The sequence below is a fragment of the Brevibacterium spongiae genome, from assembly GCF_026168515.1.
Classification (GTDB): Bacteria; Actinomycetota; Actinomycetes; order Actinomycetales; family Brevibacteriaceae; genus Brevibacterium; species Brevibacterium spongiae.
Genome location: NZ_CP093443.1, coordinates 866,362 through 891,949, shown reverse-complemented (window position 1 = coordinate 891,949; position 25,588 = coordinate 866,362). Strand labels below are relative to the sequence as shown.

General features: G+C 66.2%; 24 protein-coding genes and 1 pseudogene. 10 read left to right on the top strand and 15 right to left on the bottom strand.

Annotation, left to right across the window (positions count from 1 at the left end):
• The first annotated feature begins 18 nt into the window (after window positions 1-18).
• From L1F31_RS03915 to L1F31_RS03900, 4 genes are all read left to right on the top strand, one after another.
• Window positions 19-1,026 (top strand): ATP-grasp domain-containing protein, encoded by a 1,008-nt coding sequence (locus tag L1F31_RS03915; protein WP_265419380.1) that lies wholly within the window; start codon window positions 19-21, stop codon window positions 1,024-1,026.
• Window positions 1,027-1,060: 34 nt separating this feature from the next.
• Window positions 1,061-1,759 (top strand): nucleoside/nucleotide kinase family protein, encoded by a 699-nt coding sequence (locus tag L1F31_RS03910; RefSeq protein ID WP_265419379.1) that lies wholly within the window; start codon window positions 1,061-1,063, stop codon window positions 1,757-1,759.
• A gap of 153 nt (window positions 1,760-1,912) precedes the next feature.
• Window positions 1,913-2,257, top strand: coding sequence for a hypothetical protein (locus tag L1F31_RS03905; RefSeq protein WP_265419378.1), 345 nt, complete (start codon window positions 1,913-1,915; stop codon window positions 2,255-2,257).
• Between the two features lie 27 nt (window positions 2,258-2,284).
• A complete protein-coding gene (locus L1F31_RS03900; RefSeq protein ID WP_265419377.1) occupies window positions 2,285-3,772 on the top strand; it encodes a phytoene desaturase family protein in 1,488 nt (495 codons plus the stop codon).
• Here the strand turns inward: L1F31_RS03900 and L1F31_RS03895 are convergent.
• Window positions 3,732-4,703, bottom strand: coding sequence for a DMT family transporter (locus tag L1F31_RS03895; RefSeq protein ID WP_265419376.1), 972 nt, complete (start codon window positions 4,701-4,703; stop codon window positions 3,732-3,734). The two genes, L1F31_RS03900 and L1F31_RS03895, sit on opposite strands and share 41 nt — an antisense overlap.
• Window positions 4,704-4,782: 79 nt before the next feature.
• Entirely contained in the window at window positions 4,783-5,793 is a 1,011-nt protein-coding gene (locus L1F31_RS03890) for an EamA family transporter (protein WP_265419375.1), read from the bottom strand.
• Window positions 5,794-5,897: 104 nt separating this feature from the next.
• Between L1F31_RS03890 and L1F31_RS03885 the strand changes: the two genes are divergently transcribed.
• Window positions 5,898-6,824 (top strand): LysR family transcriptional regulator, encoded by a 927-nt coding sequence (locus tag L1F31_RS03885; RefSeq protein WP_265419374.1) that lies wholly within the window; start codon window positions 5,898-5,900, stop codon window positions 6,822-6,824.
• Here the strand turns inward: L1F31_RS03885 and L1F31_RS03880 are convergent.
• Window positions 6,748-7,635, bottom strand: a complete 888-nt coding sequence (locus L1F31_RS03880) for an HTTM domain-containing protein (RefSeq protein WP_265419373.1) — start codon at window positions 7,633-7,635, stop codon at window positions 6,748-6,750. The genes L1F31_RS03885 and L1F31_RS03880 overlap by 77 nt on opposite strands.
• Window positions 7,632-8,219, bottom strand: coding sequence for a hypothetical protein (locus L1F31_RS03875; protein ID WP_265419372.1), 588 nt, complete (start codon window positions 8,217-8,219; stop codon window positions 7,632-7,634). The genes L1F31_RS03880 and L1F31_RS03875 overlap by 4 nt, the downstream gene beginning before the upstream one ends.
• 149 nt (window positions 8,220-8,368) lie before the next feature.
• Between L1F31_RS03875 and L1F31_RS03870 the strand changes: the two genes are divergently transcribed.
• Window positions 8,369-8,869 carry a helix-turn-helix domain-containing protein gene (locus L1F31_RS03870; RefSeq protein WP_265419371.1) on the top strand — a complete coding sequence of 167 codons (501 nt, stop codon included), beginning with the start codon at window positions 8,369-8,371 and terminating at the stop codon, window positions 8,867-8,869.
• A 137-nt stretch (window positions 8,870-9,006) separates the two neighbouring features.
• Here the strand turns inward: L1F31_RS03870 and L1F31_RS03865 are convergent, their stop codons facing one another.
• Genes L1F31_RS03865 through istA form a run of 3 tightly spaced genes read right to left on the bottom strand, consistent with a single transcriptional unit; the run spans window position 9,007 to window position 11,629 of the window.
• Window positions 9,007-9,267: a hypothetical protein gene (locus tag L1F31_RS03865; protein ID WP_265417433.1), complete on the bottom strand. Its 261-nt coding sequence runs from the start codon at window positions 9,265-9,267 to the stop codon at window positions 9,007-9,009.
• A complete protein-coding gene (istB, locus tag L1F31_RS03860; protein ID WP_265417432.1) occupies window positions 9,264-10,094 on the bottom strand; it encodes an IS21-like element helper ATPase IstB in 831 nt (276 codons plus the stop codon). Before istB ends, L1F31_RS03865 begins: the two co-directional genes overlap by 4 nt.
• Window positions 10,091-11,629, bottom strand: coding sequence for an IS21 family transposase (gene istA / locus L1F31_RS03855; protein WP_265420372.1), 1,539 nt, complete (start codon window positions 11,627-11,629; stop codon window positions 10,091-10,093). Before istA ends, istB begins: the two co-directional genes overlap by 4 nt.
• Window positions 11,630-11,845: 216 nt before the next feature.
• On the opposite strand from istA, the pseudogene L1F31_RS03850 reads away from it, so the two are divergent.
• Window positions 11,846-12,751: pseudogene (locus tag L1F31_RS03850) on the top strand (IS3 family transposase); the annotation flags it as partial.
• Between the two features lie 70 nt (window positions 12,752-12,821).
• On the opposite strand, the gene L1F31_RS03845 reads toward L1F31_RS03850, so the two are convergent.
• Window positions 12,822-13,637 carry a DUF8083 family protein gene (locus tag L1F31_RS03845; protein WP_265419370.1) on the bottom strand — a complete coding sequence of 272 codons (816 nt, stop codon included), beginning with the start codon at window positions 13,635-13,637 and terminating at the stop codon, window positions 12,822-12,824.
• Window positions 13,638-13,764: 127 nt separating this feature from the next.
• Between L1F31_RS03845 and L1F31_RS03840 the strand changes: the two genes are divergently transcribed.
• Window positions 13,765-13,977 (top strand): DUF3073 domain-containing protein, encoded by a 213-nt coding sequence (locus tag L1F31_RS03840; protein WP_265420383.1) that lies wholly within the window; start codon window positions 13,765-13,767, stop codon window positions 13,975-13,977.
• Window positions 13,978-14,335: 358 nt separating this feature from the next.
• Here L1F31_RS03840 and purM read toward each other — a convergent pair whose 3' ends face one another.
• The 3 genes from purM to L1F31_RS03825 are packed head-to-tail and all read right to left on the bottom strand — an operon-like array spanning window position 14,336 to window position 17,554.
• Window positions 14,336-15,448 (bottom strand): phosphoribosylformylglycinamidine cyclo-ligase, encoded by a 1,113-nt coding sequence (gene purM, locus L1F31_RS03835; protein ID WP_265419369.1) that lies wholly within the window; start codon window positions 15,446-15,448, stop codon window positions 14,336-14,338.
• Between the two features lies 1 nt (window position 15,449).
• Window positions 15,450-16,931 carry an amidophosphoribosyltransferase gene (gene purF, locus L1F31_RS03830; protein ID WP_265419368.1) on the bottom strand — a complete coding sequence of 494 codons (1,482 nt, stop codon included), beginning with the start codon at window positions 16,929-16,931 and terminating at the stop codon, window positions 15,450-15,452.
• A gap of 44 nt (window positions 16,932-16,975) precedes the next feature.
• Window positions 16,976-17,554 (bottom strand): hypothetical protein, encoded by a 579-nt coding sequence (locus L1F31_RS03825; protein WP_265419367.1) that lies wholly within the window; start codon window positions 17,552-17,554, stop codon window positions 16,976-16,978.
• A gap of 199 nt (window positions 17,555-17,753) precedes the next feature.
• Between L1F31_RS03825 and L1F31_RS03820 the strand changes: the two genes are divergently transcribed.
• Complete coding sequence (locus L1F31_RS03820) at window positions 17,754-18,731, top strand: universal stress protein (RefSeq protein WP_265419366.1); 978 nt, start codon at window positions 17,754-17,756, stop codon at window positions 18,729-18,731.
• Window positions 18,732-18,801: 70 nt separating this feature from the next.
• Here L1F31_RS03820 and L1F31_RS03815 read toward each other — a convergent pair whose 3' ends face one another.
• The 4 genes from L1F31_RS03815 to L1F31_RS03800 form a co-directional block, all read right to left on the bottom strand.
• On the bottom strand, window positions 18,802-19,698 hold the full coding sequence (locus L1F31_RS03815) for an EamA family transporter (protein ID WP_265419365.1): 897 nt from the start codon (window positions 19,696-19,698) through the stop codon (window positions 18,802-18,804).
• Between the two features lie 61 nt (window positions 19,699-19,759).
• Window positions 19,760-21,283, bottom strand: a complete 1,524-nt coding sequence (locus tag L1F31_RS03810; RefSeq protein ID WP_265419364.1) for an aldehyde dehydrogenase family protein — start codon at window positions 21,281-21,283, stop codon at window positions 19,760-19,762.
• Entirely contained in the window at window positions 21,280-21,681 is a 402-nt protein-coding gene (locus L1F31_RS03805) for a sterol carrier family protein (RefSeq protein ID WP_265419363.1), read from the bottom strand. The genes L1F31_RS03810 and L1F31_RS03805 overlap by 4 nt, the downstream gene beginning before the upstream one ends.
• On the bottom strand, window positions 21,681-22,904 hold the full coding sequence (locus L1F31_RS03800) for an asparaginase (protein WP_265419362.1): 1,224 nt from the start codon (window positions 22,902-22,904) through the stop codon (window positions 21,681-21,683). Before L1F31_RS03800 ends, L1F31_RS03805 begins: the two co-directional genes overlap by 1 nt.
• Before the next feature lie 33 nt (window positions 22,905-22,937).
• Here L1F31_RS03800 and purD point away from each other — a divergent pair, with 33 nt between their 5' ends.
• Window positions 22,938-25,283: a phosphoribosylamine--glycine ligase gene (gene purD, locus L1F31_RS03795; RefSeq protein ID WP_265419361.1), complete on the top strand. Its 2,346-nt coding sequence runs from the start codon at window positions 22,938-22,940 to the stop codon at window positions 25,281-25,283.
• Window positions 25,284-25,588: the final 305 nt, after the last annotated feature.

Sequence of the window (25,588 nt, the reverse complement as noted above, 5' to 3'; positions counted from 1 at the left end):
CCCGAGCGAAGGTGCGCGATGAGTTCTCACATGCTGCCAGTCAGCGACACTCCGGCGGTGTACATCATCCACGACAATCCCGAATGGATCGCTCCATTCACGGAATCGCTCGATCACCTGGGCGTTCCTCACATCGAATGGCTGCTGCCCGAGACCACGATCGATCTCGCTGCCGAACCTCCGCAGGGCGTGTTCTGGTCGCGGTTGTCGGCCTCGGCTCACACCCGCACCGATCCGCACGTCAAGGAGTACGGGCGCGCAGTTCTCGACTGGCTCGCCGCCGCCGGGCGCCGGGTCATCAACGGTCGCGGAGTCTACGAGCTCGAAGTGAGTAAGGTCCGTCAGCATCGCGCGCTGTCCGCCCGCGGCTTCGATGTGCCGCGCACTGCGGCCGCCTTCGGCTCGCAGGCGCTCGTTGAGACAGCGCAGACCTTCACTCCCCCGTTCATCACGAAGCACAATCAGGGAGGCAAGGGGCTCGGGGTCCGCCGCTTCGACTCCCATTCCGAGCTCGCCGAGGAGGCCGCTGATTTCGCGCCCGACGGCGCGAACGCCCCGATCGACGGCATCACGCTCGTCCAGGAATACGTGCTACCGGCCGAGCCGTTCATCACCCGCGCCGAGTTCATCGGCGGCCGCTTCCACTATGCGGTGCGCGTCGACGTCTCTACCGGGTCCTTCGAACTCTGTCCGGCCGACGCGTGCGCTGTTCCCGGCACATCGGAAGCATCGGTCGATCCGTTCACCCGCCGGGAGGAGATCACCTCTGAGACTCCTCTCGTCGGCAGGCTCGAGTCCCTGTTGAGCGAGCTGGGCATTCACATCGCCGGCATCGAATTCATCGAGACTCTCGATGGGCGTCAGGTCGTCTATGACATCAACACGAACACGAACTACAACCCGAGCGTCGAGAACGCCGAGCGCGGGTCAGGTCGACTCGCTGCCGCAGACCGAATTGCGGAGTTCCTCAGCAGCGAACTCGCCGAGGCGGTACCCGGCCTCGAGGCATACGCGCAGTCCCGCTGAGTCCGGCGAGTGCCGCCCGGTTACCCTGGTCGGTATGAAGAGTGCGCGTCGAGCGGTCCTTCGCCGCCTGCTCACGGCGATCTGCGAAGTGCGATCCGGTCGTCGCACCCTCATCGCCGTCGATGGTCTCGACGGTGCCGGCAAAACGGTCCTCGCCGAGGAGCTCGTGGGGTTGGCGGCAGATGGCTTGTCCGCTCGTCCGGTCGCCTCGGTGAGCATCGACGGCTTCCACCACCCTCGAGAGGTTCGCTACGCCCGAGGACGGGGGCCCGAGTCCTTCTTCCGCGACTCCTACGACTACGCAGCCTTCGAACGCGCGGTGGTCTCCCCGTTCCGGCGGGGAGCATCGGTCACCCCAGCGGTCTGGGACGTCGACGCGGACGCGTCGATTCCGCCGGAGGCGCTCGATCTGCCCGAGGACTGTGTCCTCCTCATCGACGGAATCTTCCTCCATCGTCCCGAACTGCGCGAGCTCTGGGATGCGAGCATCTGGGTCGAGGTTCCATTCGAAGTGTCCGTGCCTCGGGGAAACCAGCGCTTCTCCCACCTCACCGACTCAGACCCGGGATGCGAGGCCAACCACCGCTACGTCGGCGGACAGCGCCTCTACTTCGCCGAGGCTGCACCGTGGGAACACGCCACCTGGGTCGTCGACAACGAGAACCTCGATGACCCACGGCTGATCACAACGCCTATCGGGAACACTCACCAGCTGCGGCGGCCCCTGATCTGACTTGGTCGATGTCTTGCGAAACGGCATTCTTACCGGCCCAGGGAAGCCTCTGAAAGACGATACCTGCTATGATCTGAGCCAGACTCTCAATGTCGGCTGGGAAAAGGTAGACGCGAGTAAGTGCAAGTAAGCCTGAATAAATATCGAGCCGGGATGTTGATGCTGTTCGTTGCCAATTGCGCCTTTCTGGTTGCTGGCATCATCATCCCGGTTATCGATGGAGTCGTCCCGATTACTCAGTTCGCGCCACTGGTAATCAGCGTGTTCATCACTGTGGCACTCTCATTCTCCGAGGATGCGGGCCGAGGATTCAACGAACGCCGCCCCGTGTATTCGACATTGTCAGCGGTCCTCGTCGCCATTGGCGCTGTCTCAGCATTCCTCGGTTTGACTAGCGCCTGGATCAGCTCTATTTCAGGGCTCTTGCTTCTGGTGCTGGTATCGATCGTCGTCGACAAAAAGAGAACCGCGCCCCACAAGGCTGGCGATCGAAAGTAGGCCACACCACTCCCCTAGACTGGCCTCATGAGCACAGGTGTTGATGCAGTCGTCGTCGGATCCGGCCCGAACGGCATGGCCGCCGCTGTCACCCTGGCACGGGCAGGACTGTCCGTGCAGGTCTTCGAGGCCCAGCCGACGATCGGCGGCGGCGCCCGCACCCTCGACCTCGGACTGGCCGCGGGCATCACCCATGACATCTGCTCGGCCGTCCACCCGCTGGCCATCGCCAGTCCCTTCTTCGTCGACTTCGACCTGCGCGCCCGCGGGATGGAACTGACCACTCCCGAGATCTCCTACGCCCAGCCTCTCGACGGCAAGCCCGCCGCGCTGGCATTCCACGATCTCGACGAAACGGTCGACCGCCTCGGCGAGGCAGGGCCGGAATGGCGTCGTTTCTTCGCGCCTCTGCTCGACCGCGTCGATGATGCGATCTGGCTCTCCCTCGGTGACAAACGGTCCGTGCCCGAGACCCTGCGCGATGTTCCCGGCATCGCGAACATCGTGAAATTCGGGCTGCGACTGCTCGGCCAAGCCAGCCCCGCCTGGAACATTCCGCTGTCCCACGAATCGACGCAGTCCCTGTTCACCGGGGTCGCCGCCCACGCCATCGGCGGGCTGCCGGCCATGGGCACGGCGGCCACGGCCACGATGCTCTCCACCGTCGCCCACGCCGGCGGGTGGCCCTCCCCCATCGGCGGTTCGCAGGCGATCATCGACCACCTCGTCGCCGACCTCGAAGCCCACGGCGGAACCGTCACCGCGAACGCACGCATCGACCACGTCTCCGACCTGCCTGCGGCGCGCGCGTACCTGCTCGACACCTCGGCGCTGGGTGCCGCCCAGATCTTCTCCGGACTGCTGCCCGCACAGGTCGACAAGGCCCTGCGCGGTTTCAAACAGGGCAATGCGGCCGCGAAGGTCGACTTCGTCCTCAACGGACCGGTCCCCTGGTCCGATCCCGAAGTGGGCCGAGCAGGCACGATCCACGTCGGCGGAACACGGGCGCAGATGGCCGCCGCCGAGGCGCAGGTGACGAACGGACGGATGCCCGCCGATCCCGTGTGCCTCGTCTCCGACCCGACCGTCTTCGACCCGTCCCGCGAGGTGAACGGCCTGCGACCGCTGTGGACGTACGCCCATGTCCCCTTCGACTGCCCACTCGACCCGACCGAGTACATCACCCGGCAGATCGAGCGCTTCGCCCCCGGTTTCCGCGACCGCATCGTCGCCCACAATGCGATCCCCGCCTCGGAGATGGCCGGGCACAACCAGAACTACATCGGCGGGGACATCGCCACCGGCGTCGTGTCCTTCTATCGCATGATGGCCCGCCCTCGCCTGAGCTGGGACAACTACAGCCTCGGCGTCCCCGGTGCCTTCCTGTGCTCGGCCGCGACCCCGCCGGCGCCGGGCGTGCACGGGATGAACGGCTGGTTCGCCGCCCGCCGAGCACTGAAGACCCGGTTCGGCATCACCGAGGCCCCGAGTCTGGCCCCGAATCCGGCCTCCTGAGACCCGGCCGTCGAGCTGATCTCGCCCGCCACACACCGTTGGCCACGGCTACTGCCGCGACGACGAGCCCGGCCCCGATCGCCTGACCGAGGGTGAGCCTCTCACCGAGGATCAGCGCAGCGAGCACGAGCGCCAGCACGGGTTGGATGAGCAGCAGACTCGCTGTCATCGTCGGTGCCAGCCGCACGCTCGCCCCGTTGATGAGCAGCCACGCCACCACCTGACCCAACAGCGCCAGGGCGATAAGCAGCATCCACGAACGCGGGCTGATTCCGCCGAGGTGAAGGCCGCCGGTGAACTGCGCGATGATCGCCGATGACACCGCCGCCGAGGCGGTCGCCCAGGCCAACGGCTGAATCGTGCCCTCGGCCTTGCGCCTCGTCCCCCGGCGGGTGAGGAACATGTACACGCCGTATCCGGTCCCGGCGATGAGACCGAGGACGGTGCCGAGGACGGCACCCTCACCCACCTCGGCGAGGGAGAGGATTCCACCCACGAGTCCGACGCCGATGAGCATCAGCGGCAGGGCGATGAGGAAACGGCGGCTCACCGGCTCACGGTCGACGATGAGGGCCAGGAGCGGGAGCACGATGACCTGAACGTTGACGAGCACGGTCGACACACCCGCACCGACGAGGTAGATCGCGGCGGTCCAAGCGATGTAGTCGATGCCCAGGGCGATTCCGGCAGCGATCGCCCAGGCGATTCCGGTCCGCGACAGCCCGCCATGGCGTCGGCGTTCGACGAGCGCCAAGGGGACGAGTGCGATGACCGCGATGGCACACCGCAGGACTGCGGTCGTCGCCGCATCCACACCCGCGAGCTTGACCAGGATGGCCGAGATCGACAGGCACAGCGCGCCGCCGAGGACCGCCACGACGGCGATCGCCTCGGGTCGCTTCTGCGGCTGGCGAAGGTCGGCGGTGGTCATCACTCGACAGTAGGTCCAAAACTCGGCCGGCGCCATGGCAGGGCGCCGCGCTTCGTCCGCCGGAGGCGACCGCCGAAGCTCAATTCATCGAAGAACGGGGTGAGCGCCGGGAACTGCCCGCACGCATGAGGGGATCGGCACTCGTCCCGTTTTTCGGCGCAGGAGCCTCGTCTTCGACGTTCACCGGCACAACCGCCTCGGCGGCCAGTATCCGGGCACCCTTCGCGGCCTTCACCCCCGCGCCGAGGACCCCGATGATGACGAGGACGGCTCCGCACAGCTCACCGAAGCTGACCCGCTCACCGAGGACGATGAACGCCGCGCTCATGCCGACGACGGGCACAAGCATGGAGAACGGTGCGACGACTCCGGCGGGGTTGCGCGACATCAGCCACGACCAGATTCCCGAGCCGAGGATCGTCGCGATGACCACGGTGTAGACCAGCCCCGCGATCGCCCACAGCCCGGTCGAGGTGGTCAGCCCGACAAACGATGCGCCGACCCTCTGCGGTCCTTCGACGAGGAGGGAGAGGATGAGCATCGGCACCGGTGAGACGACGGACATCCACATCGTCAGCTTGACCGGCTCCGTCGTGTGCGCCTGCCGGTTGCAGATGTTGCCGATCGCCCATCCGAAGGCACCGGCCAGGGTGAGGAGGAAGGGCAGGAAGCTCGCGTGCGAGTCGAAGCGCTGCCAGCCGACGACGGCGAGGCCGGCCATCGCGAGGAGGAGGAAGGCCATCTGGGAGCCTCGCACCTTCTCACGCAGGAATGTCATCCCCAACAGCACCGTGAACGGACCCGACGCCTGGAGCACGAGAGAGGCGAGGCCCGCGGGCATCCCGGCAGCCATCGCCCAGTAGAGGAAGAGGAACTGCAGCAGACCGAACCCGAGCCCGTAGCCGATGATCCACCGCGCCCTGACATCGGGTTTCGGCACGAAGAGCAGCGCCGGGATCGCGAGCAGAGCGAACCTCAGAGCGACGAGGAGGAACGGCGGGAACTGTGCCAGGGAGAGGTCGATGGCGAGGAAATTCAGTCCCCACATGATCGCCACCGAGGCGGCGAGAAGACAGTGCTTGAGCGACATGATCCTATTTTCACCGCCGCTCAACCATTAACACAATCGAAAGTTTCTTATCTGACCATGTAGCCACACTTCACAGTCGCAGTCTCGACACGTAGCCTGAGAACATGGATCCCCGCCACCTCGAACTCCTGCGCCAACTCGACGAACGCGGCAGCGTCACCGCCGTCGCCGAGGCGACGTTCCGCACCCCGTCAGCGGTGTCCCAGCAACTCAAGGCCGCGACCAGGGAATTCGGACACACCCTCGTCGAACCGGCCGGGCGCGGACTGCGGCTGACGCCGGCAGGGCGGCTGCTCGCCTCCGGGGGTCGACAGGTGGCCGCAGCGATCGCCGACGTGCAGGCGGACTGGGAGGACTACCTCGGCGAGGATTCCGGCGAAGTGCACATTGCGGGCCTGCCCAGCGCGCTCACCTATCTCATTCCTTCGGCGCTGACGGAGCTGCGGGCAACCAGCCCGGCGATCACCGTCCACACCTCAGACGTCGATATCGCCGAGCACGAATTCGCGGGCCTCCTCGGCGATGTCGACCTCGTCATCGCGCACTCGCTCATCTCCCAGCGCCCCGTCGGCACCGAAGGACTCACCGTCGATGTCCTCGCCCGCGAACCCATCGACGTCGCGGTGGCCGATGACCACCGTCTGGCCGGGCGGTCGGAGGTGAGCCCCGACGACCTCACCGACGAGCAGTGGATCGGGGTGCCGCGAGGCTACCCGTTCGATACGATCCTCACCTCGATCGAGCATGTCACCGGACACCCCCTTACCGTGACTCAGCGCATCCGGGACAACCGGCTCATCGAAGCCCTTGTCGCCGCAGGAGACCACATTGCGCTGCTCCCCCGGTTCACGACGCCGCGGAATGCCGGTCTGCGGCTGATCCCTCTGGCCGGGATCTCGGCGACCCGCTGGGTCGTCGCGGTCAGGCGCTCGGACGCGACGGGACGCCGTGCGGTCACCCGTGTGCTCGAGGCGCTGCGAAGCGCCGCGGCACGAGTCTCTCCAGGGGCAGGAACGCCGCCCAGCAGATGACGGTCGGCAGGAAGTGGATGCCCAGCGCCAGGTAGGTCATGAGGTGGAACAGGAAGAAGAAGGCGACGGCAGCGTAGAGCCACTTGCCCTTGAGGAACAGGACCACCGGTGAGAGGAACTCGAAGACCAGCGTCGCCCACTGTCCGGCGATGAGGAGGCCGGGCATCTCGAGGAACGGCTTCGACCATTCGGCGCCGCGGCGCATGAGCGCCCAGATGATCACGGCGCCATTGGCCCAATGCGTGATGTTGCCCGAGGCGATCCACTTCATGAGCACCGAGTAGAAGTAGGTGAGCACGACCGCGATCTGCACGACCCGAAGTGCCCATCCCGCCTTCGCCGAGGTGGTGCTGACGTCCCGGAAACGTGCGGGTCCGATCGTCGGCAGGACGAGGGCGGCGATGACGAGGGCCATATGGTCGTGCGCGACGTAGCCGTATCCCTGGGTGTAGAACATCCACGCCCCGAAGGTGATCGCCACCGCCCAACCGCTGAGGCGCTGCAGGATTCCTGCCGCTGCGAGCAGGGAGAAGACGATGATGAGGGTGAGGAGGATCTGGGCGCCGAGGACGCTGACGGCGGGGATGTGGAGGAACCTGGCCAGCCACAAAGGTTGGTAGAACTCGGGAGTCCAGCCGTGGGCGATGACGTCACCGGAGATGGTGAGCACGTCGATGATGATGAAGACGTAGATGAACACGCGGAACACGGCCACGCGGGCGAGGGGGACCTCGGGCATGAACCAGCGCAGGAACGCATTGGTGGGGGCCGCCTCGGCGGGAGCATTCGTCAAGGTCGGGGTGCGGCTCATCGGACCTCCCACGTCGCCAGCGTCGTCTCTTCGGGTTCGCCGACGCTCAGGCCGTTCTTCAGCTGCGTGGTGGTGCGGCAGAGGATCATCTTCTCCGGCTTCGGCTCATTCGGGTGCAGGCGCTCGTAGGAGTCGGCCATGGACTGCATGAGCTCGGGGTGGGCGATGACCCGGTCGAGCTGGGATTCGACGTCGCCGCGTTCGATGCCGACGGTGGCGGTGTTGAAGCCGAGCCGGCGCGGTTCGTCTTCCCCGGGGAACTGGGCGGCGATGCAGGTCGAGCCGACCGTGCCGTTGAGGTCCTTGGCGGTGGCGTACTGGGTGAGCGAGCCGAGCGGGAAGAAATCGTTGGTGTTGAGGAACTGTCCGCAGGTGAGGATGACGAGCGCCACGGCCGGAACGGCGATGCGCCAGCCGATCGAGAGCTTCGACAGGGGTTTCACGCGGGTCGCAGGCTTCGAGGAGTGCGTGTCGGTGCGACCGGTGCCGGTGGCCGAGGAGGGTGCGGAGGTGGACCCCGCGGGGTCTGCTGCGGACGCGGCAGGGTCGTGTCTCGTCAGGAGACGACGCTTCTTCTCTTCCATACGCTTGCGGAGCTCGTCCTCTCGGGTGCGGATCGTTCGCAGACAATCCTATGCCCACCACTACCCGACGGACTCCCAGCACCCTGGCGTGGAGTGGTCCCCGAAAGTTGGACTGTGATCAACACAAGACAACTTGAAGGGACCACTCCATGCGTAAGGACTGTCTGATCACAGACGAACAAGCCAGGGCCGCGATCGACCTCTTCGACAAAGGGCACGGCTATGCCGCGACAGCCACGAAGCTCGACGTGCATAAACCCACGCTCAAACTCCTCCACGACCGGTGGCTGGTGCGTGGAACAATATCGGTCATGGAACCGCACCAGCCCCGCCGCATACCGGCAGAGACGAAGATCGCGACTGCGAAACGGTACCTCGACGGCGAACACAAAGTCGTCCTGGCTCAAGAGCTCGGTTTGGCGTCCTCGCGTACCGTGGTTGATTGGGCGAAGAAATACCGGGACAAGGGCGAAGACGCGTTCGTGACACCGCCGCCGGCCAAAGGCAAGACAGCACGAATACGAGCCCTCGACAACGGTCAGGACCCCGATGCTGATCCGGCACCGTCGAAGCCAGACCTGATGGCGAAGAAGACGCATGTCGAGGACATGAGTGTGTCAACCCCATTTGGCCCCACTGTGATGCTTTGATTTGGCCCCACCCCAGCATGTGTGGTCGTGCTCGCCGCGCGTTGGTAACAGTCGCGGCCCAGCGGGGTCGGGCGGTGTTGTGTTGCGAGCCTTTCTCCGGCCACAGGAGTGGCCGGGCCTCTCAGGTTCCAGTGTGGTCAGAACGGCGGATCGCCAGGGCCGTAGTCGGGTTCGGTTGGTCCGAATCGGCGACGCAGTCGCTGAAGGTCCTCAATAGCCGAATCGATCAGATCGGCGGCATGCTCGCGGCCACTGGGCTGAACAGACTCGATGGTGACACTGATCCCGTCCAGGAGATCCTGGGCGTCATTGAGGCGTTGGCTGATGTAGGCGACCCAGTCCTCGGTGGCATCGATGGCATTTCCGCTGGCTGGTTCCTGATCCTCGGTGGTGATCATGGTTGATCTCCTTCCTGCAAAGTGGCCTCTTCGCTCCTGGCCCGGGTGGTGCGCAGCCGGTAAGAGCTGGTGCCGGTGTTGATGATGTGGGCGTTAAACGTCAACCGATCGACAACGGCCGCGGCCAGCCGCGGGTCGGTGAATGTCTGCCCCCACTCGCTGAACGAGGCGTTCGAGGCTGTCGCAATCGAGGCTCGTTCCTCACGTTCGGTGATGATCTGGAAGAGTAACTCAGCTCCACGAGAATCGAGGCTGACATACCCCAACTCATCCAGGCACAGCAGGTCCAGGCGAGCATAGCGGCCCACTACCCGGGAGAGCTGCTTGGCATCGGCGGCCTCGGTGAGCTCGTTGACCAGGGCCGCCGTCGTGACGTAGCGGACTCTGCGGCCCTGCTCGGCCGCGGCGGTCCCCAGACCGATCAGCAGATGCGTCTTCCCTGTCCCGGAATCACCGAGTAGCACCAACGGCTCACCGGCATCGATCCACGCTCCGGTGGCCAGAGTCGCCAACCGGGCCGGCGGCAAATCCTCGATGGCGGCGGTATCGAAGTCGGACAGGTGCTTGGTGCGAGGAAACTTCGCTTCCTTGATCCGCCGGATCCGACGGCGGGCATCACGATCATCACACTCCGCGGCCAACACCTCAGCCAGGTAGGCCTTGTGCGAGAGCCGTTCTCGGGCTGCTGCCTCGGCCATCGGTGAGGCCTGGTCACGGATCGTGGGCATGAACAGGGTCCGACAAGCCGTGGCGATCGCGGCCTCAGCCGCCTGATCACCCAGAGCAGTCACTGCCGGCGTCGATGCCGGGATGGTTTTCGCGTTCATGCTCCCACCACCGAGACCAGTTCGTCATAGGCGCCCAGGCCCGGCACCGGCCTCTCCCCGACTGGTCCGACGTGGGCCGGGACGACCACCGCCGGTGGCGCAGTCATCGCCTGACCGGCCCGGCGGGCCTCGACCGCGACCACATCAGCATCGAAGCATCCCAACCCGGTCGCGGTTGTCAATGCGGTGACAATGTCACCGTTGGGCAGGCTGCGGTGCAGTAGCAGCACACCGATGAGCGCCCGGGTCCCGGCCGTGTCGCCGAGTTGCCCACGCGCAGCATCCCAGAACCGTTGATGAGCGTTCGTGAACATCCCGGACTTCCGGGCAGCCGCCAGCGCGGTGGCCCCGGCGAATGCTCCGGGCTTGCGTATGAGGACTTCCAGGTAGTGATCGAGGACCAAATCTTCGGTGTACTTATGCAGCGACCGGGTATGGACAGCGACCACCCCCGACTCAGCGATCACGGTCACCGTCGTGGCCCCCAAACGCACCTGGAGGCGTCTGCCAGCCAACCGGGCCGGCACCGAGTAATAGGACTGACGTACGCACACTCTGGCTCTCGCATCGACCCGACACGACAGGGTCTGCGCGGCATCGAAGACCTCATCGGGCAAACCCCGCAGGCCAGGCAGCTCCCGGGCCGCCGCGGCCCCGACCGTCTCGACCCGGCCGGTGATCTTTCGGTCGTCATCACCAGCATCGGCAGCGACCATGAAAGCGTTGAGCTCGGCTAAGGAGGCGAACTCGGGCACCGGCACCAGATGACGGCGCCGGAACCGACCGACCTCCCCCTCGACGCCACCCTTCTCATGAGCACCCTTGATCCCGGGCTGGCAGAAGAAGCTATCGAACCCGTAATGCGACCTCAGGGCGACAAACCGGGGATTCTCCTCCCGTTCCCGACCCAGCAGCACCCGCACCACCGCCGGAGTCAGGTTGTCATACCGGATCATGCCCGTCGGGACTCCACCGAGCCGGTCGAAGGCCTTCACATGACCGTCGAGAAACGACTCCTGAGCCTGGTTGGCGTAAGCAATGTGCACGGCTTTACCCGAATGCGATAGGCGCAGAATGAACATCCACAGCTTCAACCACACCCCACCGATGAGGGCGTAGAACTCCCCGAAGTCGACCTCGGCTTCAGCCGCCGGGGCATGGGTTTGAGGAACCTTGACCTCCAACGACTGATCGAAAATGTCCCGGCGCAGCTTCGCGACCAGGGTTCGCACACTCGACTCCGCAACCTCGACTCCTTCCTCCTCGACGAGGCGCTGCCAGACCCGCCGGGCGGTATGACGCTGCTTCCGAGGGACCTCTTTGTCAGCAACTAACCAAGCCCGGACGGTGGCAACGTGCTCACCGAGGACTGGTGCTACCCTCTCCGGAGTCTTCCGCCGCGGTGGTACCGCATCCGCCAACGCCTGACGTACCGTCCTGCGGTGGACCTTGTACTTTTGGGCTAACTGTCGAATCGACATCTCATGGTCTCTGTGGTCTCGTCGGATATTCTCGAATTGCTCCACTCTCGACATCTCCTTCATATGCCCCACCTCTTCGTGAACGTCTTGGTCGACATCACGAACGGTACGGCTGGTAGGTCGGGGGTGGGGCCAAATCAGAGGATCATTTTTGCTCCAAGTGGGGCCATTTCAGACTGTCACACTCAAGGACATCAGCCTGGCCGAGTATCGGCAGCTGCAAGACCGGCTGCTGCGGGCTGAAGCGGAGAACGCTTACTTGAAAAAACTGCGGGCCTTGAGGCAAAAAGGGCAGCTGTGAAAGCACGCATTGTTGCCAGTCTCAAGGCAGACTATCCACTGCCATTGCTGCTGCAGGTCGCGGGTTTGGCCCGGTCGACGTTCTTCTACCACCAGAAACGATTCGACGTGAGACCCGACCCATACGCGCAGGTGAGAACCCTCATCGAGGACATCTTCGAGAAGAGTCACAAACGCTACGGGCACCGCAAGATCTGGGCTGTCTTGGTCAAACAGGGCATCACGATCGCGAAGAAGACCGTACTGCGATTAATGCGTGACATGGGTCTGCAGACCGAGGTGCGGAAGAAGAAATTCGACTCCCATCGCGGCACGGTCGGAGCCGTTGCTGACAACGTACTCAATCGGGAGTTCACCGCTGATGAACCGAACGAGAAATGGGTTTCCGACGTCACGGAATTCGCTGTTGAAGACAAGAAACTGTATCTGTCACCAGTGATCGATCTGTTCGATGCCGGTGTGGTGTCGTACTCGATGTCGACGTCACCGAACACGGCATTGACGAACGAGTCGCTGATGCGAGCCTGTCAGGGACTGCGTCCCGGGCAGACACCGCTGGTGCACACGGACCAGGGGTTTCAGTACCAGCACGTGTCCTGGGCGTCGATTCTAGCTAAGCATGGTGCTACACCGTCGATGTCGCGGAAGGGAAACTGCTGGGATAACGCGATGGCGGAGAACTTCTTCGGGCAGTTGAAGTCCGAGATGTTCTATCTGCAGAAGTTCGACACGGTCGAGGACCTCAAAGCCGCGATCAATGAGTACATTCATTGGTATAACTACGAAAGGATCTCGACACGACTTGGCGATCTTGCCCCGATGGAATATCGGAACAAGACCGCCAAGGATGGTGAGCCTATTTACGAACTATGCTGACCTCACAGCAGTCCAACTTTTGGGGACCAGTCCAGCGCCAGGTTGCTGGGGACCCGTCGGGTAGCAAATGTCAGGAGCTGCGGGCGTAGAGGTTGAGCTGCTCCCAATTCGCCGCGTACTTCTGGAACGCGGCGACCGCAGACTCGGAGTCCTGGTTGCTCAGCCCGGTCACCCACGAATCGACGAGCTCCGGGGCTTCGGTCGGCCACAGCACATCGGACATTCCGCCGAGGTCGAGTTCGAGGATCGAGTTCATGTCGAAGCTGTCGACCCACTCGGCGAGCACCGAGGTCTGTTCGACCATGTCGACGACTTTCGAGTTGTCGGCGATCGTCTCCGCCGCCCATTCCATCCGCGCCGAGGCGGCCAGGATGTCCGTGCGGACGAGCACCCGCAGACCGGCATCGGTCTCGTCGGTGATGATCTGGTCTTCGGACAGCGAAAAGAACAGCCACCATGCCGGCGGCACGTCCCACGCCGAGACGCGGGTGAAGATGCGAGTGTCTTTTGCGTCCTGGAGCCACTCGGCACGACGGCTTGCCGCACGTCGGCGAACGGACTTCGGAGCGATGATGTCCAGCGTCGCCTTCGAGGTGTGCTCGGTCAGCGATTCGAGTGCCTCCCACCCGCGGATGTCCTCTTGCGCGGGACAGAAACGATCGACTCCGTCCGCTGTCTGAGACGCCGGAAGATAGACGGGAGTGCGGCGGAAGGAGTCCGCCACAGGGCTCGGCGGCAGGGAGATCAAGCGGTTGTCGGCGTCTTGGGAGATCTGCGCTTCGATCCGCTCCCGGTTGTCTTCCACCTGCCTGTCTTGCAATTCGGAATGCACCACAATGGGCTCGAAGATCCGCAGGGTGACGACATAATCGCGACGATAGGACATGGGTCAAGCCTATCCAAGGTCGCCTCGCAAAATGGAACTTCCCAGTACGAACAGGTAGGATTTAAGCGCATAGCAGAGATCTAGTCCGGGGCCAGTCGCCCCAATGACGACGGAGGGGGTCACGCCAGTGGGTCGCGGCCGCGCAAAGGCAAAGCAGATCAAGGTAGCTCGGAAGCTGAAGTATTACAGCCCGGATACCGACCTTAATAGACTCCAGCAGGAGCTGGGCGCCGACTCGCGCAAGTCCGGTTCGTCTGATCCGTACGATGACGAGCCTGATTACTCGGCCTACGCCGACAAGTACAACGTCGACGATGATGACGAGTACGAGGACGACTGAGCACAGGCGGGACTGGCCGGATACGGCTGATACGACTTCTCAGAGGGCGGGGACTTCGGTTCCCGCCCTCAGTCGTGTCCGCGCAGTTCCCGTGCAGGTTCGTCCCTTCACCGAGGCGGCCCTGTACAGGCCAACTCCCCCACCGAGGCGGCTCCGCGCAGTGGTGCCCGCTCCAAAGCATCCATCACCGTTACCCTCACCGCCAACAGCTGGCGCCAGCACCTACCGGAAGCAGCACACCCCCGCGTAGGACCACGGGGGTGTGAAGCTAAGGGTGAGGGATGCTCCCGGGGCGGGCCGGAAACACCTCCCGGGGCAGAACCAGAACCGGAACCAGCGCAGACGGCCAGGCCGCGGCCTACTGCAGGATCGCTGCGCCGCCGTCGACGCCCTTGGCGCCCTGCACATAGTAGGGGTCGGAGGCCAGCGCACCATCATCGGCAGCCACCTCGCCGAGCACCCAGGCGCCGGGGCTGGCAGCGAGCACACCGTCGACCGCGGACGGGTCGACGACGAGGACCATGCCGACGCCGAGGTTCCAGGTGCGTTCCCGATCGGCCTGCGGCACTCCGCCCAAGTCTCCGAGCACGGAGAACACTGCCGGGATCTCCCACGAGGAACGCGACATCGTCGCGACCAGTCCCTGCGGGAGCACGCGTGCGACATTGGCTGAGAGTCCGCCGCCGGTGACGTGGGAGACCGAGTGCACGGCTCCGGGCAGAGCGTCGAAGAGGGCCGCGAGCTCACCGGTGTAGACATGCGTGGGAACAAGCAGCTCCTCACCGAGGGTGCGTCCGAATTCCTCGACGTGCCGGTCCAGGCCCCATCCCGCCTCGGCGATGATGTGGCGCACCAGCGAGTAGCCGTTGGAGTGGATTCCCGATGCGGGCAGCCCGATGAGCACGTCTCCGGCACGGACCTTCTCAGGTCCGAGCAGATCGGCGGCCTCGACGACGCCGGTGGCGGCACCGGCGACATCGTATTCGTCGACGCCGAGCAGACCCGGATGTTCGGCGGTCTCCCCGCCGACCAGTGCCACACCGGCCGAGGCGCAGGCGTCGGCGATGCCGCGCACGATGTCGGCGATGCGTTCGGCCACGACCTTGCCGCAGGCGATGTAGTCGGTCATGAACAGCGGGCGGGCACCGCAGACGATGATGTCGTCGACGACCATGCCCACGAGGTCGTAGCCGATGGTGTCATGCTTGTCGAGAGCCTGGGCGATGGCGACCTTCGTGCCCACTCCGTCAGTCGACGAGGCCAGCAGCGGACGGTCGAAGTCCTTGAGCACGGATACGTCGAAGAGTCCGGCGAATCCGCCCATTCCGCCCACCACATGAGAGTTGTGGGTGGCCGAGACTGCGGCCTTCATGAGTTCGACGGCGCGGTCTCCGGCCTCGACATCGACGCCGGCTGCGGCATAGGTGGTGGACTTCGGCGCGGTGGCCTGCGGGTTCGCGTCGGAACTCAACTCAGCATCCTTTGTCGGCAGGGGTGTTGTTGACGGGAATCGGGTACTCGCCCGAGAAGCAGGCCGTGCACAGCTGGCTGCGCTCCTGCTGGGTGGCGGCGATCATGCCGTCCAGTGAGATATAGCCCAAGGAGTCCGCGCCGAGGTTCTCGCAGATCTCATCGGTTGTCAGCCCGTTGGCGATGAGTTCGGCCCGGGTCGCGAAGTCGATGCCGTAGAAGCACGGCCACTTCACCGGCGGGGACGAGATGCGCACATGGACCTCTGCCGCTCCGGCTTCCCGCAGCATCCGCACGAGGGCTCGCTGGGTGTTGCCGCGCACGATCGAATCGTCGACGACGACGAGGCGCCTGCCTTCGATGTTCTCGCGGATGGGGTTGAGCTTGAGGCGGATGCCCAGCTGCCGCAGGGTCTGCGAGGGCTGGATGAAGGTGCGTCCGACGTAGGCGTTCTTCATCAGCCCCTGCCCGAACGGGATGCCCGAGGCTTCGGCGTAGCCGACGGCGGCGGGGGTGCCCGATTCGGGGGTGGCGATGACGAGATCGGCGTCGACCGGGAACTCTTCGGCCAGCTGCCTGCCCATCTGGGTCCGCGCGGCGTGGACGTTCTTGCCGGCGAGCATGCTGTCCGGGCGGGCGAGGTAGACGTATTCGAAGACGCAGCGAGCCTGGCTCGGTTCGGCGAAGCGGTGGGAGCGCAGCCCGTCCTCATCGATGGCGATGAGCTCGCCGGGTTCGATGTCACGAACGAACTTCGCACCCACGATGTCGAGTGCCGCGGTCTCCGAGGCCACGACCCACCCGTTTTCCAGCCGGCCCAGCGAGAGGGGACGGACTCCGTGCCGGTCGCGGGCGGCGTAGAGGGTGTGCTCGTCCATGTAGACCAGCGAGAACGCTCCCTCGACATGCGGCAGCAGGTTGAGAGCCGCCTCGGTGAGGTTCTCTCCTTCCTCTGTCGCGAAGAGTTCGGTGACCAGTGAGGTGTCGTTTGAGGAGTCGCGGAAGGGTCGGGTGCGGGAGGTCTTCCTCGTCGCCTCTTCGACGACCTTCGTCGCGTGGTCGCGGCGGGAATCGGCCATGGCCTCGAGCGCGTCGAAGTTCGTCAGGTTGCCGTTGTGGGCCAGCGCCACGGTGCCGAACGGGGTCGGTCCCAGGGTGGGCTGGGCGTTTTCGAACGACGGTGATCCGGTCGTCGAATACCGGGTGTGTCCGACGGCGATGTGTCCCTGCAGAAGTTCGAGGTCGCGTTCGTGGAACACCTGGGAGACCAGGCCCATATCGCGGTAGATGAGGATCTGCTTGCCGTTGCTGGCGGCGATCCCGGCGGACTCCTGTCCGCGGTGCTGCAGGGCGTAGAGCCCGAAGTAGGTGAGTTTGGCGGTTTCCTCGCCGGGTGCCCAGACTCCGAACACACCGCATTCATCCTGCGGTCCGCGGTCCTGGGGGTCGATTTCGTGCGTCAGCTGCCCGTCTCCTCTAGCCACGAGTGAAATTGTCTCATACCCGCAACCGAGCTCAGACCGCTCGATCAGACTGTGGAATCGGGGGTGCTTCCGCGCCTGGAATCCCCATTGTCGACCGCGTCATCGACGTCCACGGACTCCCCCGCCGAGGCGGTCGGATCGTCGGTCGAAGCGCCCGCCGAGGCGGTCGGATCGTCGGTCGAAGCACTCGCCGAGGCGGCCGGTTCGTCCGTCGCAGCACTCGCCGAGGCGGTCGGTTCGTCCGTCGCAACGTCCGTCGCCGCGTCCGCAGTCGCCCCCGCATCCGGGTCCTCTCCGCGGGCTTCGGCGATGCGCCGGCGGGCGACTTCCTTCGGGTCGTCGACCATGTCGATCTGCGCGTCGACGCGGTATTCCTTCGCCCGCTTCTTGCCCGTCCAGTCGAGGATGAGGGCGACGAGCCCGCCGAGAAACAGTCCGCCGATGCCGAGTACGAGCAGCAGCAGACCCAGCCCCTTGGCCACCGTGTAGCCCATCGGCATATCGGTCGGGTCGACGAACATCGCGAGGATTCCTGCGACGATGACGCCGAGCACCGCACCGATGCCCATGAACACCGAATACTTGGGGCTGCGGCGGACGGCGACGTCGATCTGGTCCTTCATGATCTCCTCGGGCGGGGGCCGCTCACGGCCGATGGCTCACCGGGCAGGGCCCGGCACTACAGGTCGCGAACATTCTAGTCGAGTCACCCTGAGCCGCTTCCCAGACTGTCTCGGGGACGCACTTCCCAGGCAGTCTCGGGTCCGTGCCCATAGACTGGACTCATCCAGTTGGGCGGTCACAGCAGACAGGGGTTCAGACATGGCACACACGATCATCGTCGGCATCGACGGTTCCGATAACGCAGCATGCGCACTGCAGTGGGCGACCACGCACGCGCAGAAGACCTCCGCCGAGATCCGTCTCGTCGCCGCCTACACCGTCCCCGGCGTGAACATGAGCCAAGCCGATATCGTCTACCCCGCCGACTTCGATGCGGCTGTGAAGAAGACCGTGGAATCCATCGCCGAGGCGGCCGCCGACTCCGTCTCGGACGCCGGGGTGCCCGTGTCGACGACGATCGTTCCCGGTGACGCCTCGGGTGTCATGGTCGAGCATTCGAAGAATGCCGATCTCGCCGTCGTCGGTGCCCGCGGCCGCGGCGGATTCGCCGGGCGTCTGCTCGGTTCCGTGGCGCTGGCGATGCCCGCGCATTCGCACTGCCCCACCGTCGTCGTCCCGAGCACCTGGCCGACCCGGGTCATGCCGACCTCTCCCCTGCCCATCGACGATCCCGTGCGGGCGAAGGAGGCCAGGACCGCCGAGGCGGACGGAGGGCAGCGTCCCGACTTCTCCGGTGAGATCGTCGCCGCCGTCGACCCGTTCGAAACGGATACTCCGGTGCTGCGGGCCGCGGCTTCGCAGGCGGCGATCTACCAGCTTCCGCTGCGACTGGTCGGCGTCACCGCCACGCACATCCTCTCGCCCGAGTGGATGCCCAGCGAGGAGCATCTCATCACGATGTATGACGAGGCGGCGAAGTCCTATGAGGCTGCGGCGGAGTCCCTGACCGGGGACTTCCCCGATCTCGAGGTTCGCTATTCGATCTTCGATGCTCCCGCCACCGAGGTGCTCGTGTCCTCCACGTACACCGCCGAACTCATGGTCATCGGTTCCCGCGGTCGCGGCGGCTTCGTCTCGACGATCCTCGGGTCGACGTCGCAGGGAGTCCTCTCCCACGCCGTGTGCCCGGTCCGGGTCGTGCGGGTGAACAGGCGTCAGCCCGGCCGTCGCCGCTGAGCCGGACCCGAGCGCCGAAACCCAGCCCCGAGCCCCGAGAACGGTCGGCTCCTCAACGAGCCGACCGTTCTCAGCCGAGGGCGATGAGTCCGATGCCGGTGACGACGACGAGGGCGCCGAGGAGTTTGAGCACGACGTTCTTCTCACCGAAGAACCACCAGGCGAGCAGAGTGCCGATGATGATCGAGGTCTCCCGCACCGGGGCCACGAGCGCCACCGGCGCCTGCTGCATCGCGTAGAGGACGAGCACATAGGCCAGCGGTGAGAGGATCGCCACGGTCACCAGCGCGCGTTTGTGCGCCCGGAGGATCTCTCGGAAGTCAGCGCGCCTGATCGCCCCGCCCGGCAGTCCGAGGATGCCGGCGGTCATGAGGATCCCGACGCAGGCCTCGGAGACGGCGAAGTACAGCAGCGGGGAATCGCTGATGTGGTTGACTGCGAAGTCGTCCCACAGAGTGTAGGAGGCGATGAACGCCCCGATCAGTGCGCCCCAGGCGAGCCCGCGGCGCAGCCCGGAACCGCCTCCGATGCCGTCGCCCCCGCTGCGGGGACGGATGGTCACCACCGCGATGCCGGCGATGACGATGAACGCACCAGCCGCCTCGGCGAGGGTGGGACGTTCACCGAGGAAGGCCACGGCGATGATGATCGTGACCACCGGTCCGGTGCCTCTGGCCGTCGGGTAGACCACACCCAGGGGCGCATGGTCGTAGCCGGACTGCAGGGCCACGGAATAGGCGATGTGGAAGACCGCGCTGAGCGCGGCCGCTGCCACCAGCGTCCAGTTCAGCGCTTGGATGCCGGTGGCGATGATGGCGACTGCGACCGGGGCGAGCAGGATCGCCGAGAGCCCGTGGTAGGCGAGCACGAAGGCATAGCCCTTGCCGGTGACGGACTTCGCGGCGAGGTTCCACAGGGCGTGGGCGACCGAAGCGATGAGGACGAGGCCGAGCACCGGGAAGGTCATCGGCGCACCGCGCCCCAATCCCAGCCCACGACCGAGCCGCGCTCAGCGGCCACCCGCGTTGTCACAGCTTGATGGCGACGGTCTTCGTCTGCGTGTATTCGTCGAGGGCTTCGATGGACTTCTCGCGGCCGTAGCCGGACTTCTTGAATCCGCCGAAGGGCAGCTCCACTCCCCCGCCGGCGCCGTAGGTGTTGACGAAGATCTGACCGGCGTCGACCTCGGCGGCAACCCGATGCGCCCGGGAGATGTTCTGCGTCCACAGGGCGGTGACGAGACCGTAGTCGGTGCCGTTGGCCAGCTCCACGGCTTCGTCCTCGTCGGCGAACGGCATCGTCACGACGACGGGGCCGAAGACCTCTTCCTGAGCGATCCGCGACTGCGGGTCCACGGAATCGACGAGGGCCGGGGTGATGAACGCCCCCTCGGCGAGGTCATCGGCCAGACCCTGCGGCCGCGTGCCGCCCGTGACGATCTCCCCGGAACCGGCCGACCCAGTCCCGGCCGCCCCGGAACCACCCGACCCGAAGCCACCCGACCCGGCACCGGCCGAACCCGAACCGGCCCCCACCTCGGCGAGGAACCCTGCCACCCGGTCGTGCTGCTTGGCCGAGATCAGCGGTCCGAGCATCGGATCGTCGAGGCCGTAGCCGATGGTCACACTCGACATCGCTGCGGTCATCTTCTCCACGACTTCGGCGTGGACGTCACGGTGGACGAGCAGCCGGGATCCGGCTGAGCAGGTCTGTCCGGCGTTCTGGATGATCGAACGCAGCAGCGACGGGATGGCCGTGTCGATATCGGCGTCGGGGAAGACGATGTTCGCGGACTTCCCGCCGAGTTCGAGCACCGTCGGCACGACCCGATCGGCTGCGGCGTGGGCGATCGCGGACCCGGTCTGCGTCGATCCGACGAAGCCGAGGTGCGCCACTCCCGGATGCGCGCTCAGGGCGGCTCCCGCTTCGGCGCCGAGCCCGGTGACGACGTTGAACGCTCCGGCCGGGAAGCCGACGGCGTGGATGAGTTCGGCCAGGCGGACCGTCGACCGGGGTGTCTCATCGGCGGGTTTGGCCACGGCGCAGTTGCCGGTGGCCAGCGAGGTCGCCGCGGCTCGGCCGATGAGCTGGAGCGGATAGTTCCAGGCGACGATGTGCCCGGTCACGCCGAAGGGTTCGCGCCGAGTGTAGACGTGCATGTCATCGGCCATCGGGATCTGGTGCCCGTAGTACGACTCGATGGTGTGGCCGTAGAACTCGAAGTAGCGGGCGCACACGTCGACGTCGGCATATGCCTGCGTCAGCGGTTTGCCGGTGTCCTCGGATTCGAGGCGGGCGAGGTCATCGCGGTGGGCGGTGATCATGGCCGCAGTGGCCACGAGCAGTCGGGACCGCTGTTCCGGACTCGACCTCTTCCACTCCTGCTGCGCCTTCGCGGCCGCCTGGACGGCCCGGTCGACTTCGTCCGCACCGGCGCGGGAGACATCGCCGAGGATGCCGCCGGTGGCCGGATCGACGTTCGCGTAGGTGATGAGCGAGGGCACATGCCGTCCGCCGATGAACGACGTCGTCTGCGTGATCTGTGCGCTCATCGTCGGTCCTCGAGGTCTGCTGCGGTGAACAGCGGAAGGTGATCGCTGAGGTCCGCGCGAGTCCCGGAGGCCTCGATACCGCCGTCGGCGAGCGCGGTCGCGAAGTCGGTGCGGCCGGCGACGAGGTTCAGCCACACCTCGGCGGAGGTTTCGACGACGTTCGGCGGGGTGCCGCGCGTGTGGCGGGGCCCGGCGATGCATTGGGTGACCCCGAACGGCGGAACCCGGACCTCGACGCTGTTGCCTTCGGCGCGGGCGGCGAGCTCCTCGAGGGCGAAGCGGACGGCGGTGGCGATGGTCGGCCGGTCGACCGAGCCCGCGTCGAGCGACGTCTGCCGCGACCACATCTCCAATGCGCTGCGACCCTGATCGGGGTCGATCCTTCTGCGAATCGCCATCAGTCCCACTTCCTCTCACTGATATCGGCTATATCTTTCCCGAGCTCCAGCCGTCCGACAACGTCCGTCCGCCCATCGGAATCGGTTCCGCCGGTGACCGGGTCCGTGATCGCCGCGATCGTCGCGTCGATCTCCTCATCGCTCACCGAGGCGGTGCGGCCGTCCGTCACCGAGGCGTCCTCCCTCACCGAGGCGGTGCTTGCCGTCCCCTCCCCCACCGAGGCGCCGCGCTCCCCCGCCGAGGCGGTGCCCGGCCCGGCGTCGAAGGCGCCGACCAGTTTGAGCAGGGTGAGAGCGACGAGGCCGGTGGCGCGGGAGGATCCGTCGAGGCACTTCACCGCCACCGAGTATCCGGCGGGCGTGGCCATGACGATGACGCCTTCGGCCCCGCCCTTGGCGAAGATCCCGAGGCGTTCGATCACCGTGGTGTTCGGCCTCCCGTGGCCCTCAATCGCCCACGGATCGGCGAAGACCGCCTCGGTGAGGGTGCGTGCTTCACCCGCATACGCAGTCCAGTCCTGTCCCGTCGCCGAGGCGGAACCGAGGTCGGCGCCCCCGCTGCCGAGTGCCATGACTCGGCCGATGGCCCGGGCCAGCCCGGTGAGGCTGAGTGCGAACACGGGAGCTCCGCAGCCGTCGACGCCGACCGCGGCCGGGTCTTCGGAAGCGAAGGCGGTGACCACCTCGGCGACCTTCTTCTGCACGGGGTGGTCGGGGTCGAGGTAGGTGGCGGTGTCGGCGCCGATGGCGCGGGCCGCGGCGAGGAACGCCGTGTGCTTGCCCGAGCAGTTGAAGTACAGGGGCGAGCGCGGGTCGGTGTTCTCGTCCCCCTGTGCCCGTGCGCGTTCCTGCAGTTCGCGGCGGAAGGCTCCGTCGGCGGGATGGGCGGAGGGACACTGCAGATCGGACACGCTCAGCCCGGCGGACTCGAGCATCGAGGACACGACCGACACGTGCCCGGCTTCGGACTTGTGCGAGGCCGTGGCCAGGGCCGCGGCGGGCCCGGTCAGCTGCGCGCCGAGGCTCATCGCGGCGATCGCCTGCAGCGGTTTGAGGCTCGACCGGGTGAAGACGGGAACCTCGGGGGCACCCAAGCGGATCACCGGTGATCCGTGCGGGTCGAGGACGACGGCGGACCCGATGTGCCGGGATTCGATGAAATCGGAACGGATGACCACGGCGAGCTCGGCGGCGTCGGCGGCGGTGAAAGTCGAGAAGGTCACGCACTCAAGCCTACGACCCTTTAGGCTGGTGGCGTGAAGGTTCTTGTCATCGGTTCGGGCGCCCGTGAACACGCCCTTGTCCTCGCCCTTTCGCGCGACCCGCAGGTCGACGCCGTCATCGCCGCACCCGGCAATCCCGGGATCGCACAGATCGCCCACACCGAGGCGGTCGATGCCTCCGATGCGGCCGCCGTGACTGCGCTGGCCGAGTCCCTCGACGTCGATCTCGTCGTCATCGGACCCGAGGCTCCGCTGGTCGCCGGCGTCGCCGACGCTCTGCGCGAAGCCTCATTCCCGGTCTTCGGGCCCAGTGCGGAAGCCGCCCACCTCGAGGGGTCGAAGGCGTTCGCGAAGGAGATCATGGAGTCCGCGAACGTGCCGACGGCACGCACCGTGGTCGCGTACTCTCCCGATGAGGCCTCTGCAGCGCTGCGCGAATTCGGCGCCCCGCACGTGGTCAAGGCCGATGGACTGGCCGCCGGCAAGGGCGTCGTCGTCACCGACGACTTCGATGCCGCGCTGGACCATGCGCGCTCCTGTCTCGAGGTCTCCGATCGTGTCGTCATCGAGGACTTTCTCGACGGCCCCGAGGTCTCCCTCTTCGTCCTCTGCGACGGCAAGACCACGGTCCCGCTGGCACCGGCGCAGGACTTCAAACGCATCGGCGACGGCGACACCGGCCCGAACACCGGCGGCATGGGTGCCTATTCGCCGCTGCCGTGGCTGCCGGCCGGCACTGTCGAGGAGATCATCGACACCGTCGCCCAGCCCGTCGTCGATGAGATGGCTCGCCGCGGCACCCCGTTCACCGGGCTCCTCTACTGCGGACTGGCCATGACGTCGAAGGGGCTGCGCGTCGTCGAGTTCAACGTCCGCTTCGGCGACCCCGAGACCCAGTCCGTGCTCGCCCGACTGCAGAGCCCGCTGGGTCAGACCCTGCTCGCAGCCGCCGAAGGCCGTCTCGAGGAGGTCGGTGACCTCGACTGGGATCCGCGCGCCTCGGTGACGGTGGTCATGGCGGCGGAGAACTACCCGGGCACACCCGGCACCGGCGACATCATCCGCGGCCTCGACACGGCAGGAACACTGCCCGACGTCAGCGTGCTGCACGCCGGCACGAAGCTCGCGACCGGCTCCAGCGGCGGTTTCGCCCCCGAGGATGCTGTGATCACGAAGGACATCGCCGAGACCGGTGACATCGTCACCGCCGGCGGACGCGTGCTCTCCGTCGTGTCCTTGGGCGATGGCCTCGACGATGCCAGGGCCCGGGCGTACGCGGCGATCGATGAGATCAAATGGGCCGGTGAGCAGCACCGGACCGATATCGCCGAGGCGGCCGCCGCCGGCCGAATCGCACTGGCCGACATCTACCCCGCCCCCGAGGTCGCTCCCACTCCTGCAGGTTCCCGCGCGGCAGGCACCGGCACTGCAGGTACCGGCGCGGCAGGTTCCGGCGCTGCAGGTTCCGGCGCTGGCGCCGGCCTGTCCGCCGCGGCTCCCGAGCTGCCGGGCTGGAAGCACGTGTACTCGGGCAAGGTCCGCGACCTCTACATTCCTGCGGACGCCGCCGATGCGGCCAGCGCGGAATCTCTGCTCATGGTCGCCTCCGACCGGATCTCCGCCTATGACTGGGTGCTCGATTCTGAGATCCCGGACAAGGGCAAGGTGCTCACGGGGCTGAGCCTGTGGTGGTTCGATCAGCTCTCCGAAATCATCGGCAACCATGTCATCAGCTCCGATGTTCCCGAGGCCGTGCGCGGTCGCGGACTCATCGTTGCGAACCTGTCGATGTTCCCCGTCGAATGCGTCGCCCGCGGGTACCTCACCGGTTCCGGCAGGGCCGACTATCAGGCCACCGGTTCGGTCTGCGGCATCCGGCTGCCGGCAGGACTCGTCGAGGCCGACCGCCTCGAACCCCCGATCTTCACCCCGGCGACGAAGGCCGAGCTCGGTGAGCACGATGAGAACGTCAGCTTCGACGCCGTCGCGAAGACCGTCGGCGATGACACTGCTGCGAAGCTGCGGGACCTGACCGTGGAGATCTATCAGCGCGCCGAAGCCATCGCGCGCGAACGCGGAATCATCCTCGCCGACACGAAGTTCGAGTTCGGCACCCTGGCCGATGGCACGATCGTCCTCGGCGACGAGGTGCTCACCCCGGATTCCTCCCGCTTCTGGGATGCCGAGGGATATGAGCCCGGGCAGACGCAGTCGAGCTTCGACAAGCAGTTCGTCCGCGACTGGCTGACCACCGAGTCCGGCTGGAACAAGTCCTCGGACACCCCGCCCCCGGCACTGCCCGACGAGGTGGTCGAGAAGACCCGCGCCCGCTACATCGAGGCCTTCGAGAAGCTCACCGGGCAGACCTTCCCCGCCTGAGTCCAGTCCTTCCCCGGCTGAGCCCAGACCTTCCCCGCCTGAGCCCAGACCTCACCCATCTGAGTCCCGCCTTGCCGGGCCCGCGGCCCCACGCCGCGGTCTCGCGCCCAGCTGGGACCCGCACCTCACCGTCTGTGGTCACAGCACCGAGGAGATCCGCCGAATTCGGCTGAGTCGCCTCGGCGCTGTGACCACAAACGCATTCAACAGCCTTCGCGCTGCGTCCTTCACGCCGACCCACGAACGCGAGCCCCCTCGCGCCCCGACCCCTACGCGCATGTTCCTCGCCGACCCCGTGCGCACTT